The following is a 13,545-nucleotide window of genomic DNA, read 5'->3' as shown; positions in this document are numbered from 1 at the left end:
CACCCTCGTGAACGGACTCGATCTCGGCATCGGCGCGCTCGAGCAGGACATGTGGCGCGTCGTCTTCCTGATGACGCGGCTCGGCGCCGCGCTCCTCGCCGCACCGTTCTTCGGCGCGACTTCGGTGCCGATGTCGGTGCGGGTGTCGATCACCGGGGCGCTCGCCATCTTCGTTTCGGTGTGGATGCCCGAAGTGCAGACACCCGAGGCTCTCGTGTCCCTGGAGGGACTGCTCGTCATCGCGGGTGAAGTGATCGTCGGGCTGGCGCTGGGTTTCGTCCTGCAGCTTGCCTTCGCCGCCCCCACCGTGGCGGCCGAACTGATCGGCGGCGGGATGGGCATGAGCATGGCGGTCTCGCCCGATGCGATGGGCGGCGGGACTACGACCTCCTTCGGCCAGTATTTCATGATCGTGCTGACGCTGATCTTCCTCGGAACAGGCGCGCACCTGCATTGGATCGCGCTGGTGACGGAAAGCTACAACACCTTCCCGCCGGGGCAGACCTGGCTGGGTCCGGAACGCTTTGCCGCGATCGCCGGTTTCGCCAGCTTCATGTTCGAGACCGCGGTTCGGATCGCCTTGCCGGTGACGCTGATCCTGCTGCTAGTCCAGGTCCTGACCGGAATTCTCAGCCGGTCCGCGCCTTCGCTCAACCTCTTCGCGCTGGGTCTGCCGGCGGGGGTCCTCGCCGGCATGGCCGCACTCATCATTTCCGCCCCGCTGATCTACGACCAGTTCACCGATCTGGTCGGCGACGCGCTGGAGCAAGCCGAAAGCGTGATCGTGCGATGAGCGAGACCGCCGGCGAAAAGACCTTCGCGCCAACCGAGAAGCGTCTCGCGGACGCCGCCAAGAAGGGCGACGTCCTGCGCTCCAAGGACGCGGGCACGGCGGCCGTGGTGCTTCTGGGCGGAGCGTGGCTGGCGCTCGCCGGCCCGTTGCTGCTCGACGGGCTTGCCGACCTGACGCGCGAGGCGTTCTCCTTCGACGCGCGGGACCTTCGCGATTTCGGCGTCCGTGGACTGTTCCTGCAGGGTCTACTTCTCGGCGTGCCGGCGATCCTGACACTCGCGGTCCCGGTGATCGTCGTCACGCTGATATCCCAGCTCGCCTTCGGTCGCGGGCGATGGGTGGGGGACAATTTGAAAGCCAAGGGCCAGCGCATCAATCCGCTGTCCGGGCTTAAGCGGATGTTCGGCCCCCAGGGTCTGATCGAAATGGGCAAGGGCCTGCTCAAGATCACCCTCCTCGGCGGCATCGCTGCGGTCTGGTGGTGGACCAGCATGGAGACCGTGATCGGACTCGGCCGCGGAAATCTCTCCGCCCAGCTCACTGCCGCCTGGGATGCGATCGTCTCGCTGATCTTCGCGCTCGGTGCCGGGCTGGTGGTGATCGCCCTGGTCGATCTGCCGATCCAGTGGCTGCGCCAGCAGAAGCGGCTCAAGATGAGCCACCAGGAACTTCGCGACGAAAACAAGGAAACCGAGGGCTCGCCCGAGATGCGCGCTGCGCGCCGCCAACGCCAGCGCGACATCGCGTCGGGTTCGGTCGCCGGGGCAATGCGCGAGGCACAGTTCGTGATCACCAACCCGACGCATTTCGCCGTCGCGATGACCTACGATCCGGCCAAGGCCTCGGCGCCGATCGTTCTTGCCAAGGGACGCGGCGACAAGGCCATGGCGATGAAGGAACTGGCGCGCGAGTTCGATCTGCCGGCCATCGAGATTCCGCAGCTCGCCCGTTCGGTCTACTACACCACGCGCGAGAGGCAGATCATCTGCGAAGACCTTTATGGAGCGGTCGCCTCCGTCCTCGCGTACGTCCTCTCGCTCAAGCGCGGGGAAACGCCGCCGCTCCCGGATGTCGACGTGCCCGCGGCGCTGCGCTTTGACGCCGATGGCCGGATCGCGGTTAATCCGCGGCAAGACGGGCCGTTATCAGAACGATGAACATTTCTCCTTCCTCGATCGCCAATTCGCTAGGCATCGGCAGCGGCGTCGACATGACCGGGCTGGCGAATCAGCTTGCCGAGGCCCAGTTCGCCAGCCGCAACCAGCGGCTGACCTCGCAGTCGGAAACGCTCGAACGCCGCATCTCGATCGCCGGATCGATCCGCAGCAGCCTCTCGACCTTCGCCGCGGCGCTGGGCGACCGCCTGCGCACCGGCGATCTCGCGCCGCTTCCGACCATCACCAATCCTTCTGTCGCCGCGGTGTCGAGCCCGATCGGATCGATCGGCAAGGGCAGCTATTCGCTCGAAGTCACCAGCCTGGCGACCAATCAGGTGCTGACCAGCCCGAACTATTCCAGCGGAGCGGATCCAGTCGGTTCGGGAACGCTGACGATCCGCTTCGGCGCGACGGATGCGGCGGCATTCGCTCCCGATGGCGCCCGCGAGCCCTTGACGCTCGCCATCGCCGAAGGCGCGACGCTGGACGACGTGGCATCCGCCATCAACACCGCCAATGCCGGGCTGAGCGCCTATGTAGCGCAGACAACCACCGGCGCGCAGCTTGTGGTCAAGGGTGCCGACGGACGGGCGAACGGCTTCACTATCGAGGCGACCGAGAACCCCGGCGAGCCCGGACTTTCAGCCCTGGCGTGGCAACCCGGCAGCGATCCGGCACGACTGCTCAAGGCATCCGGCGATGCGCAGTTCCTGCTCGACGGCATTGCCCGGCAAAGCCCCTCCAACACCATAGACAACGCCGCCCCGGGCCTGTCCCTGGCGCTGACCGGGACCAATCCCGGCGCGCCGGCAACGATCGGCTTTCGCAATTCCTCCGGAGCGCTCGCCTCGGTGATGCAGGACATCACCGGCGCCCTCAATGAGATCGTGGGTGAATTGCGGACTGCGATCGACCCGAAGACGGGCGATCTGGCGCGCGATACCGGCGCCAAGGCCTTGGCTCGCAGCCTGTCGGCCCTGGGCACATCGGTGCTGATGCCCGATGCTCCGGAAGGCGCGCCGCGCACGCTGTCCGAGCTCGGCCTGTCGATCCAGCGCGATGGCAGCTTCACCTTCGACAGCAGTCGGCTGACCGCGGCCCTGGCACGCGACCCAGCGGGTGTCGCCGCGATGTTCACGACCGGCATCGACGGGGTCTATTCCTCGATCGAGCGGCTCGCGCGGTCGAACAGCATTGCCAGCGATCCCGGCGGTCTTGCCGGATCGATCGCGCGCTACGAGAGCCAGGCGCAGCAGGTCACGAGCGATCTGGAAAAGCTGACCGCCCAGCAGGAAACCCTGCGCGCCACAATGGTCGCGCGTTTCGCAAAGGCCGACACCCGGGTCGCCGCATCGATGTCGACGCTGTCCTTCCTCCAGTCCCAGATCGACGTCTGGAACGCCCAGAAAGACTGACATGCTGAGCCGTTCGAGACCCGATGAAGCCTATCGCGAGGCGAGCTTCGACGTCCGTCTGCTGGGCAGTTCGCGCGAAGAGCTGGTGCTCTTCTGCCTGGAGGATTTCCTCGAGAATATCGCTCGCCTGGAATTGGCGGACGCCAAGGAGGACAGGGCGGCCCGGAGCAGGGCCATAACCCGCTGTGTCACTGCGCTCACCGCTCTCGAACTCGGCATAGACCGGAGCGCGGAGATGGGCGATGCACTCGCCCAGTTCTACGGCTCGGCCAAGAGCACGTTGCTGGATTCGATCCGTCACACCGACGGTGCCGCGATCGCGACGCTCAAGGCCGATTTCGGCGAAGTCGCCGGCGCGTTCCGCGGGGCGCTTTACCACTAAAAAGGGGAAGGGGAGGGGGCTTGGCCTTCTCGCCAACCATGCCACGCCTGCAGCTTCCGCGGGAAAGCTGGGCTAAGCAGCCTCTGCCGCTACCAGCCCGATCCGCAGTTTCTCGAGTGCGCTGGCCTTCAGCTGGTGGACGCGAGGTACGCTGACATCCAACACCGCGGCGATCTCGGTCAGGTTGAGTTCTTCCAGGAAATGCAGTTGGATCACCAGCTGCAGGCGTTCGGGCAGGGCGGCGATGGCGACGGCGAGCGCGGCCTTGTCCCCGGCTTCGAGCAGGGTCGCCTCGGCGTCGGGTTCCTGGCTGGCGAAGGCGGGATTGGTGTCGGAATAGCATTCCTCGAGATCGACGATCCTGGTCGCCATCTGGCCGTGGAACCGATGGTAGTCCTCGGTCGACATGCCCAGCGAGTGCGCCATTTCGTCAGGGGAGGGGTCGCGGCCCAGCCTCTGTCGCAATTCGTCCGCCGCAGCGTCCATCCGGCGTCGCAGGGCGGCGGCGCCGCGCACATGGTGAGACTGGGAGCGCAGCAGGTCGATCATCGCGCCGCGCACGCGGATCTTGGCATAGGCGGCAAAGCCGTCGTCGTTGGGGCGTTCGTGGCGCTGCGCGCATTCGGTCAGCGCGATCATTCCGGCCTGGAGAAGATCGTCGATATCCAGCGAAGCTCCGCAGCTGCCTTCGTAATACCAGGCCAGCTTGCGAACCATGGGCATGAACTGCTCGATCCGCTGGCTGATCTCGCAGCCATAGGCACGCTGCGCATCGAAGTGGGTGTGGTCGTGCTTCATGCTGCGAGGGCCTCCGTTGAATGGCCGATTTGTGCAGGTGCCTGGTTGGCTTCGTCGCCGATCACCGCGATCACTTCGATCGGCTGGGCGGCGGGGAGTTCGTTGATCGACAGCACCACGCATTGCGGCGCGCGCAGGCGCAGCAGTGCGGAGAGTGCACGGCGGGCGCGGGGCTGGACGATCAGTGCCGGACGGGGCGCGGCGGGATCGCGCTGGGCGATGATCGCCGAGATGCGTTCGCCGATGGAACGCGCCAGATCCGGTTCGATCACGATCTCGCCGGTCGCAGGGTCCTGCAGACCGCCGACGACCATGTCTTCGAGCCCCGCTGCCAGGGTCAGTACGGGAAGTTTGGCATGCGGCGGGCAGATGTCCGCAACGATCATCGAGCCGAGATCGGCGCGGACGATGTCGATCAACCGGTCGTGTTCGGCGGTCTGCTGCGCGGCGAGCGAGATGCTCGAGAACACGCGCAGGGCGTGGCGCAGCGAAATGCCGTCGGCGAGCAAGGCCTTGAGCAGGCGGGTGAGGGCCGCCAGCGTTAGCGGTTGCGGCGTGATCGTATCGATCAGCTGGCCGTGGCGCGCGCGCAGATGATCGACGAGATCGCGGACTTGGTCGGGGCCGAGAAGGTCGTGCGCTCGGGCACCCAGGAGCTGGTGGATCTGGGTCGCGATGACGCTTTCGGGATCGACGGCGAGATAGCCTTCCGCGACTGCGAGGTCACGGGTGCCGGGATCGATCCACAGCGCGGGACATCCGAAGCTGGGATCCACGGTCGCTTCGCCATGGACGACCTGCGAGTGCATGACTTCGCCGGTGTCGATCGCCAGCAGATGCCCCGGTTTGATCTTGCCGCTTCCGATGTTCGCGCCGCCGAGAGTGATGCGATAGCCGTCCGGTTCCACTTCGAAACTGTCCTCGATGCGGAATTGCGGGACGATGAAGCCGAAGGTCTGGCACATCTGCTTGCGCAGCCCGGTAAGCCGGGCGACCAGAGGCGCCCCGCGCTTCTCGTCGGTCATCTGGATGAGGCCGTACCCGAGCTGGATGGTGACCAGGGTCTGATCGGTCACCTCTTCGATGGCGATGTGCGAGGGATCCCGCACCACTTCCGGTTCGGGCACATTGTTCGCTGCATCCTGCCGCTTGCGCAGGCTAAACCACAGCCAGAACGCCCCGGCCGAGAGGGGCAGGATGATCGACTGGGGCATGGCCGGGATGCAGCCGATCACGAACAGAATGCAGGCGACGGGCAGCCAGATCTTGGGATCGGCGAGCTGACCGCCGATCTGGCCGGTCAGGTCGCGCGTATCCGCAACGCGAGTGACGATGACCGCCGCGGCAATCGACAGCAGCAGCGCCGGAACCGAAGCGACCAGCGCATCGCCGACAGCGAGCGTGACGTAGAATTCCGCCGCCTCGCCGGCCGAAAGGCCGTGGGTGGTGACGCCGAGGACGAGCCCGGCAACCACGTTGATCAGCAGGATCAGCAGGGCTGCGACGGCATCGCCCTTCACGAACTTGCTGGCGCCGTCCATCGACCCGTAGAAATCGGCTTCGGTGGCGATCTCGCGCCGGCGGGCCTTGGCCTCGTCGGCGGTCAGCAGTCCGGCGGCAAGATCGGCGTCGATCGCCATCTGCTTGCCGGGCAAGGCATCGAGGGTGAAACGCGCCGAGACTTCGGACACGCGGCCCGCACCCTTGGTGACGACCATCAGGTTGATGATCATCAGGATCAGGAAGACGAAAATGCCGACGGCGAAATTGCCGCCGATGAGGAAGGCGCCGAACGCCTCGATTACCTTGCCCGCGGCAGCACCGCCTTCGTGCCCGTTGAGGAGCACGATACGGGTGGAGGCGACGTTGAGCGCCAGGCGCAGCAGCGTCGCGAACAGCAGGACGGAAGGGAAGGACGAGAAATCGAGCGGCTTCTTGGCATTCATCGCCGCCATCAGGATCGACACCGACAGTGCGATGTTCATGACGAAGAACACGTCGAGCAGCATCGCCGGGATCGGCATCACCATCAGGAGGATGATCGTGAGAATGCCGATCGGCAGAGCGAGGCCCGGGTTGAGGATTTGGCGGGCGGTCACAGGTCGAACGCCCGGAATTTGCTATAGGCTGCGTTGATCTGTGCGTGGGCCCGGCTGCCGGCGACGCTTCCGTCGCCGAAAGTCGAACGCAGCGTATCCGCCATCGAGGCGCGCGGACCTCCGCCGCCACCCCCCGGGAGGCTGGGGGCGGAGAGACTGCCCGAACCGAAGGATGCGCGCCGCGCGGCCTGCTGGCCCGCAAGCCCCGCGAACCGCTGTTCGACGCCGGGGCCTACGGAAGGTAGCCCGCCCTCGCCATAAGCGCCCGCGACCTTGTCGCGCATCAGGTTCATCACCTCGCCGATCGATCGCGGCGAACCGCCGCTGAAGAAGATCGAACGATTGGCCCGTGCCGCCTGCGGCATCAGCGCCACTGCGGACTGGTCGGGATTGCTGCCCAGCGCACCCAGAAACTGCTGTGCACCGCCGAGTCCCAGGAAATGGGCGAGATAGAGTTCGGCCGGTTCCGGTTCGCGCCCGAGAGTCGTGCGCAGGCCCTGTGCGTTTTCGCGGGTCAGCTCGGCCGCCATGAGGGAGGAAGCGTCGGCATCGTAGCGCAGCGCGAGAAGCTGGCTGCGGGTCGTCGGATCGCCGACACGGCCGCCCGATCCGATCGCCGCGTCCGCCCAATCCATGCCATGCTTGGCCCCGTGCCGGTCGAGCGTGCGCAGCCAAGTGGAATCGATGAACTGGTAGAGTCCGGTGGCGCTCGAGGTACGCGCCTTGGCGCTTGGATCGAGACCGGACTCCAACCTGGCCTGGGCCAGAAGATAGTCGAAATCGACCCCGGTCCGCGTCGCCGCGCGGGCGATCGCGCCTCGCACCTCGGCGGTCTGGACAGGATTGATATTGGGCACACATCCTCCGGGAAAAGCTACCCGGGGTGTTCAGCAAGATGCGTGCCAACCAGAGCGCCGAACCGGTCGGCGGCGGTCACACGATGGCGAGATTCCCACCATGTCTGGGATGCGCGGAATAGGCCGCGCCGCCACCGGTGAAAGCGCCCAGGCGGTTCTGTACGTTGCTGGCGATGAGGTTGCGCAGGCGGCGGTTGATTTCGTTGAGGCGACGCACGGCATCGAGAATGCCCAGGCATTCCTCGTCGAGGCTGTCCTTCTCGACAGCTTCCAGCCGGTTGCACAGATCGAGCTTCCCGTTGGTGCAGGTCACGATGCGTTCGAGATCGAGAGCGGCAAGCGCCTGCCGCTCGCCCTGCAAAAGTGCGAGCATCTGCTGCAGCGTTGCCAGGGTTTCCTGTTTGCGCGTCATTGACCGATCTTTCCGTACAGCCGCGCCGCGATGAAGGCGTCGGCGATCTTGGCGGGGAGGAGCGGATAGGTGCCGCTCTCGATTGCCTGGCGAATTTGGGCGACGCGTTCGTGATCGACCGGGGCTTCGGCGCCGGCGGAAAACGATGATGTGGCCACCGGTGCCTCGGACTGGCGTGCCTGGGATGCGGCCTTCTGCGACGCTGCGACCCGTTCGGTCGGATTAACCGGGGCACCAGGCCTCCGAACCGATCCTCCGAATTCCGGCAATCCGACAATACGCATCGTTTCGCTCCACTGACTGGTCACCCAACAGAACGGCGAATGCGGACGGGTTTTAACACCCCCGGCAAGCAAATTGCCGCTTACGGCAAATCGATGCCGACCTTGCCGGGCTGGATGACCTGCGCCCGCATGGTTTCGCGGCCCTTGCCCTCGACATTCACCCGTATCCATTCGCCCTGTGCACCGTCCTCGACGGCAGCGCCTTGCCGGGTCAGAGTGAAGCCCTTGCCCCGGACGAGGATGCTCACGTTCTCTCCGCGCTTCACGATGGGCTCGCCGAATTGCTCGCCGGGGCGGTTTCCGGGTGAAGGAGCGGTGTTGGCAGTGCCGTCCACGGCGACGTAGATCCGCCAGCCGACCGCCGGACAGGCGACCTGAACCGACCTTCCTTCGCGGCCGAACCATTGCAGGTCGAGCGCCGCAGGGCAGGCGGTTAGGCGCAGGCGCCGATCGACGGGCAGCTTGGCGCCGCCCGGCTGGCCGACACCCGCACCGGTGAAATCTGCGACCGCCCGGTCGATAATCGAGAGGTCCATCGGTGTTGCCGCGAGGGCGGTCGAGGCAAATGCGAGCGCTGCAAGAGGCGCTAGAAATCTATGGCTGGCCATCGTTGTCGACTCCGGATCCTTGGCTTCCCCGGGCTTCGGGGGCATCATCGCTTATTCAGCAAAATCCGTGCCAGCCATGCTGCTGCGGAAGTAATCGATGGTGACGATGGCCCGCGTTTCAGGACCGGGCGCGACGATCAGCCGCGCATCGACCGCCTCCGCCTCGGCGCTTGCGAGCAGGCGATCCGCCTCGCGCAGAGCGACGGCGCGTTCGCCGGGCGCGTAATCGATCGAGATGGTCGCCACCTGGCGTTCGTCGATCGCCGCCGAGCGCAGCCATTCACCCATGTCCTCTCCGATGGCCGGTCGATGGACGGCAAGCGCTCCTGTCGATTCCACCGGGGCCCCGGGTTCGCTTCGTGCCAGAGTCGGCTTCTGCTCCGGCTCGGGCTCCGACACAGCCTGGGCGGTGATAAGAAAGAGGATCAGGGCCAAATCGGCCGTGATCGTCTGCCAGCCGGAGGTCGCGCGCAGGATCATGCCGCCTCGCGCTCGATCCGCGGTTGCGGGTCGGTGATCCCCGTCTGGCGGATACCCTGTTCGAGCCAGGCCAGCACGGCGTCGCGATCGCGCTCTTCGCGGCGCGATTTACGGGCAATGGCACTGCCGAGCGGGGCGAACACGAAATTGGCGGCGACCAATCCGTAGAGGGTCGTCACCACGGCCATGGCAATGGCACCGACCAGCCCTCCACCCTGTGCCGCCGGACCGGGGGCCTGGGCCAGCGCCATCAGTGTGCCGGCAAGGCCGAAGACCGGCGCAAGCTCGGCAGCGCTCTCGAAGACGCGGGTCGCCGTCTGCGCATGGGCAAGCCGCGCCTCCTTGAATTTCTGGTGCTCGCCGTGAAGCGACTGGATCGAACGCTGGTGGATGATCAGGTCGGACAGGCTGTCGAATTCGGTGTCGCCGATATGGCGCGGTTCCGCGCGGATGAAACCGTCGTCCGCGATCTCGCGAATCTGCACGGACAGTTCCGCCTTGGCGCGATCGACGGCGAAGGGCCTGTCCAGCAGAGTCCGTACGCCAGCAATCGCCAAGCGGCTGTCGGCCACGCCGCATCGCAGCAGGGTCGCAGCCAGCGTCCCCAGCAGGACGATGGCGATGGCCTGGGGATCGAGCAGGGTTTCGGTCATTTCGCGGAATCTCCTTGCCATCGAGAACGGCGGCGGAAGCGACGTTTTTATCCGGCGGACGAACTTTGCCGCCCTCCGGCAAATCCTTGCCAGCCGTTGCCGTTTTCTCCGGTGAATGAGCGCGTCACGCGGTTTGGCACGGGCATTGCAAAGAGGGCTTCGCAATAATCGCGGAGGCTCAGATGAGCGAAGGTTTGTTCGGCATTCATGGGGCGGCACTGGAGATCCGGTCGCAGCGCATGGGCGTGCTCGGTTCGAATATCGCCAATGCGGCGACGCCCGGATACAAGGCGCGCGACGTGAACTTCGCCGCGGCGCTGCAAGCGCGGCTGGGCGGGGTCGAGGCCGACCGCGCAACCGACGGGGCGATCCAGTACCGCGTCCCGACGATGACCAGCCTCGACGGCAACACCGTCGAGATGTCGACCGAACAGGCCGCCTTCGCCGAGAATGCGGTCGCCTATTCGGCGACGCTCAACTTCCTTCGCGGCCGGGTCGAGACCGTCACGCGCGCGATAAGGGGCGAGTGACCGTGAGCGGCCCCACCTCCTTCTTCGATGTCGGCCACCGCGCCATGTCCGCGCAGCTCGTGCGGATGAATACCGCGGCGTCCAATCTTGCCAATGCCGGCTCCGTCGCGGGCAGCGAGGCCGAAGCCTATCGACCGATGCGCACCGTCTTCGAGCAGGAGCTCGACCGCGCGTCGGGCCTGTCCTCGGTCCGCGTCGGCGGCGTCGTGCGCGAGGATGTCGCGCCCATTCGTCGGCACGATCCGGGTCACCCGCTCGCCGACGAGAACGGCGACGTGTGGGAAGCGCCCGTCGACGAGAATGCCGAGATGGTCGAGATGCTCGAAGCCTCGCGCCAGTATCGCAACATGGTCGAGGCCCTCTCGACCGCCAAGCAGCTCATGCTGGAAACGATGAGGATGAAATGATCACTTCCGTCACCAACACCACGCCCGCCCCGGGCACCACCGGCCAAGTCCAGGGCCGCGGCATGGATTCGCTCGGCCAGGGCGATTTCCTCAAGCTGCTGACGGTCCAGATGCAGCAGCAGGACCCCTTCGACCCGGTCGATAACAAGGAGATGCTGGCGCAGATGGCGCAGTTCTCCTCGCTCGCCGGCGTCGCCGAAACCAACGCCTCGCTCGAGCGGATTGCGGACAAGCTCGACCTGCTGATCAACGCCACGACGACCGCATCCGACACCTGATCAAAGGAGACCAGACATGTCCTTCTACACTTCTCTCAACGGCCTGAAGAACGCGCAGACCTCGCTCGGCGTGATCGCGCACAACATCGCCAATTCGGAAACCTACGGCTTCAAGCGCAGCCGCACGGAATTCTCGGAGATCGTCGCCGGATCGGCGCTGACCAACCCGAAGATGATCCAGGGCATCGGCGCATCGGTGAAATCGATCAGCCAGAACTTCTCGCTCGGCCCGGTCGAACAGACCGGTTCCGCGCTCGACCTCGCCATCACCGGAGACGGGTTCTTCACCACCCGCTCGCCGATCGACGGCGTCACCCGCTACACGCGTGCGGGCTCGTTCCAGCTGAGCGAGACCGGCAACATCGTCGACAACAGCGGCAACAGCCTGCAGCTGTTCCCCGTCGATGCCAGCGGCCGGGTCACCGGCAACAGACTTGGCAATGCGACGGTGCCGACCCAGAACGCGGCCGGTTCCGAATTCATCGGCGTCACCATCAGCGAGACTGGTGTCGTCAATGCATCCTATGCCGACGGTTCGGTCGAACCGGTTGGTGCGGTGGCGCTCGCCACCTTCATCTCCCCCGGCGGATTGAAGAAGGTTGGCGACGCCAATTGGGAAGGCACCGGTCTTTCCGGCCCCGCCAGCTACGGCGCGCCGGGTTCGGGTGCCTATGGCACGCTCCTTTCGGGCGCGCTGGAGCGGTCGAACGTGGACATTGCCGAGGAACTGGTCGGGCTGATCACCGCCCAGCGCAACTTCCAGGCCAATGCCAAGGCGATCGACACCGCGACCCAGATTTCGCAGACCGTCATCAACCTGCGGACCTGATCGCCATGGACCGCCTCATCCATACCGCGCTTTCGGGCATGCGGGCGTCGATGGACAGCCAGCGCGTCATCGCGAGCAATATGGCCAATGCCAACACGCTCGGGTTTCGCGCCGAATTGCTCGATCAGCGCGCCGTCACTCTCGAAGGTCAGCCCGTCGAAGCCCGCGCGATGCAGATCGCGCAGGTTCGCGGCGCGGATATGGCGAAGGGCGAGGTGATCGAAACCGGTCGCGATCTCGACCTGGCGATCGCTACCGACGCGCTGATGGCGGTTCAGGCGGAAGACGGCACCGAAGCCTACACCCGCCGCGGCGACCTCTCGATCTCGGCCACGGGGCTCCTCGTCAATGGCGAGGGGCGCCCGGTGCTGGGAGACGGGGGTCCCATCACGGTGCCTCCGGTCGGCACCCCGGCGATCGCGCCCGACGGAACGGTGACCATCGCCGATCCCGCCACGCCCGACCAGCCGCCCGCCGAAATCGGCCGGATCAAGCTGGCGGCCTGGCAGGGCTCGCCGCTCAGCAAGGGTCTCGACGGGCTGTTCCGGGTCGAGGGCGGGGGCATCCTGCCGACCGACGAGGCCGCCACCGTCCAGGTCGGCGCGCTCGAGCAGTCCAACGTCAAGACCACCGAAGTCCTCGTCGAGATGATCGACGCGCAGCGGCTCTTCGCCATGCGCAGCAAGCTCATCTCCACGGCACGCGAAATCGACGAAAGCGGCGCGCAGCTCATGCGCCTCGGCTAATCAGGGGAAAGGACAGTTCCATGCCCACTTCAGCTCTTCAGGTCGCCCGCACCGGGCTCGAGGCGCAGGATGCGCGGATGCGCGTCATCGCCAACAACCTCGCGAACGTCGGCACCACCGGTTTCAAGCGCGACCGCGCCAATTTCGCCACGCTCGCCTATCAGGATGCGCGGGTCGCAGGCCAGCGCTCCTCCGGTGAGACGGCCTATGCGACCGGTCTCAACCTCGGCACCGGCGTGGCGGTCCAGTCGACCAGCCAGATCATGACGCAGGGCGCGCTCAACACCACGAACAACGCCTTCGACCTCGCTCTGGATGGGGACGGCTATTTCCAGATCGAGATGCCCGGCGGACGTACCGGCTACACCCGCGCCGGCAATTTCACGCTTTCCGCCGAGGGCCAGCTGGTCACCCAGCAGGGCTATGCGGTCCAGCCGGCGATCACCGTGCCCGAAGGCGCGACGGCCATCGCCGTCTCCCCCGACGGAACCGTGTCCGCGACGCTTCCCGGCGAGGCCGAACCGGCAGAACTCGGCCAGATCCAGGTCGCGCGTTTCACCAATCCTTCGGGATTGCAGGCGATCGGCGACAACTTCCTGGTGGAGACCGCTGCCAGCGGTGCCGCCGAGGTCGCGCCCGCTGGCGAAAACGGTCGCGGCAACATCCGCCAAGGCATGCTCGAAGGCTCGAACGTCAACATCGTCGAGGAGCTGGTCGAGATGATCGAGTGCCAGCGCGCCTACGAAATCAGCTCGAAGATGGTCTCCGCCGTCGACGAGATGCTGCGCAACGCCAACCAGACGCTGTGAGGACCGGA

The 13,545-nt window shown here is 66.1% G+C and carries 18 protein-coding genes; 10 read left to right on the top strand and 8 right to left on the bottom strand.

Annotation, left to right across the window (positions count from 1 at the left end; genetic code table 11):
- Positions 1–7: 7 nt before the first annotated feature.
- The 4 genes from fliR to ACGHN1_RS09535 are packed head-to-tail and all read left to right on the top strand — an operon-like array spanning position 8 to position 3,747.
- Positions 8–793: a flagellar biosynthetic protein FliR gene (fliR, locus tag ACGHN1_RS09550; RefSeq protein WP_390550684.1), complete on the top strand. Its 786-nt coding sequence runs from the start codon at positions 8–10 to the stop codon at positions 791–793.
- Positions 790–1,950, top strand: a complete 1,161-nt coding sequence (locus ACGHN1_RS09545) for a flagellar biosynthesis protein FlhB (protein WP_390550682.1) — start codon at positions 790–792, stop codon at positions 1,948–1,950. Before fliR ends, ACGHN1_RS09545 begins: the two co-directional genes overlap by 4 nt.
- Positions 1,947–3,365, top strand: coding sequence for a flagellar filament capping protein FliD (fliD, locus tag ACGHN1_RS09540; RefSeq protein ID WP_390550680.1), 1,419 nt, complete (start codon positions 1,947–1,949; stop codon positions 3,363–3,365). Before ACGHN1_RS09545 ends, fliD begins: the two co-directional genes overlap by 4 nt.
- 1 nt (position 3,366) lies before the next feature.
- Positions 3,367–3,747, top strand: a complete 381-nt coding sequence (locus ACGHN1_RS09535; protein ID WP_390550678.1) for a flagellar protein FliS — start codon at positions 3,367–3,369, stop codon at positions 3,745–3,747.
- 72 nt (positions 3,748–3,819) lie between these two features.
- On the opposite strand, the gene ACGHN1_RS09530 is transcribed toward ACGHN1_RS09535, so the two are convergent.
- The 8 genes from ACGHN1_RS09530 to ACGHN1_RS09495 form a co-directional block, all read right to left on the bottom strand.
- Entirely contained in the window at positions 3,820–4,545 is a 726-nt protein-coding gene (locus tag ACGHN1_RS09530) for a sigma-70 family RNA polymerase sigma factor (RefSeq protein ID WP_390550676.1), read from the bottom strand.
- Positions 4,542–6,644, bottom strand: coding sequence for a flagellar biosynthesis protein FlhA (locus ACGHN1_RS09525; protein ID WP_390550674.1), 2,103 nt, complete (start codon positions 6,642–6,644; stop codon positions 4,542–4,544). The genes ACGHN1_RS09530 and ACGHN1_RS09525 overlap by 4 nt, the downstream gene beginning before the upstream one ends.
- A complete protein-coding gene (locus ACGHN1_RS09520; RefSeq protein WP_390550672.1) occupies positions 6,641–7,501 on the bottom strand; it encodes a transglycosylase SLT domain-containing protein in 861 nt (286 codons plus the stop codon). The genes ACGHN1_RS09525 and ACGHN1_RS09520 overlap by 4 nt, the downstream gene beginning before the upstream one ends.
- Positions 7,502–7,577: 76 nt before the next feature.
- Positions 7,578–7,913 (bottom strand): hypothetical protein, encoded by a 336-nt coding sequence (locus ACGHN1_RS09515; RefSeq protein WP_390550670.1) that lies wholly within the window; start codon positions 7,911–7,913, stop codon positions 7,578–7,580.
- Positions 7,910–8,197: a flagellar biosynthesis anti-sigma factor FlgM gene (gene flgM / locus ACGHN1_RS09510; protein ID WP_390550668.1), complete on the bottom strand. Its 288-nt coding sequence runs from the start codon at positions 8,195–8,197 to the stop codon at positions 7,910–7,912. The genes ACGHN1_RS09515 and flgM overlap by 4 nt, the downstream gene beginning before the upstream one ends.
- Before the next feature lie 80 nt (positions 8,198–8,277).
- A complete protein-coding gene (locus ACGHN1_RS09505; protein ID WP_390550666.1) occupies positions 8,278–8,733 on the bottom strand; it encodes a flagella basal body P-ring formation protein FlgA in 456 nt (151 codons plus the stop codon).
- Between the two features lie 123 nt (positions 8,734–8,856).
- Positions 8,857–9,285, bottom strand: coding sequence for a hypothetical protein (locus ACGHN1_RS09500; RefSeq protein ID WP_390550664.1), 429 nt, complete (start codon positions 9,283–9,285; stop codon positions 8,857–8,859).
- Complete coding sequence (locus tag ACGHN1_RS09495; protein WP_390550662.1) at positions 9,282–9,938, bottom strand: MotA/TolQ/ExbB proton channel family protein; 657 nt, start codon at positions 9,936–9,938, stop codon at positions 9,282–9,284. Before ACGHN1_RS09495 ends, ACGHN1_RS09500 begins: the two co-directional genes overlap by 4 nt.
- Positions 9,939–10,120: 182 nt before the next feature.
- Here ACGHN1_RS09495 and ACGHN1_RS09490 point away from each other — a divergent pair, with 182 nt between their 5' ends.
- Genes ACGHN1_RS09490 through flgG form a run of 6 tightly spaced genes read left to right on the top strand, consistent with a single transcriptional unit; the run spans position 10,121 to position 13,537 of the window.
- The gene (locus ACGHN1_RS09490) at positions 10,121–10,468 is read left to right on the top strand and encodes a flagellar basal body rod protein FlgB (protein ID WP_390550660.1); all 348 of its coding nucleotides are present in this window, start codon (positions 10,121–10,123) and stop codon (positions 10,466–10,468) included.
- Entirely contained in the window at positions 10,465–10,875 is a 411-nt protein-coding gene (gene flgC, locus ACGHN1_RS09485; protein ID WP_390550658.1) for a flagellar basal body rod protein FlgC, read from the top strand. Before ACGHN1_RS09490 ends, flgC begins: the two co-directional genes overlap by 4 nt.
- A complete protein-coding gene (locus ACGHN1_RS09480; protein WP_390550656.1) occupies positions 10,872–11,153 on the top strand; it encodes a flagellar hook assembly protein FlgD in 282 nt (93 codons plus the stop codon). The genes flgC and ACGHN1_RS09480 overlap by 4 nt, the downstream gene beginning before the upstream one ends.
- Positions 11,154–11,169: 16 nt before the next feature.
- Positions 11,170–11,982, top strand: coding sequence for a flagellar hook-basal body protein (locus ACGHN1_RS09475; protein WP_390550654.1), 813 nt, complete (start codon positions 11,170–11,172; stop codon positions 11,980–11,982).
- Between the two features lie 5 nt (positions 11,983–11,987).
- Positions 11,988–12,728, top strand: a complete 741-nt coding sequence (locus tag ACGHN1_RS09470) for a flagellar basal body rod protein FlgF (RefSeq protein ID WP_390550652.1) — start codon at positions 11,988–11,990, stop codon at positions 12,726–12,728.
- 20 nt (positions 12,729–12,748) lie between these two features.
- Positions 12,749–13,537: a flagellar basal-body rod protein FlgG gene (gene flgG, locus ACGHN1_RS09465; protein WP_390550650.1), complete on the top strand. Its 789-nt coding sequence runs from the start codon at positions 12,749–12,751 to the stop codon at positions 13,535–13,537.
- Positions 13,538–13,545: the final 8 nt, after the last annotated feature.

Source organism: Qipengyuania sp. MTN3-11, assembly GCF_042851825.1.
Classification (GTDB): Bacteria; Pseudomonadota; Alphaproteobacteria; order Sphingomonadales; family Sphingomonadaceae; genus Qipengyuania.
This window is presented reverse-complemented; position numbering and strand designations above follow the sequence as displayed.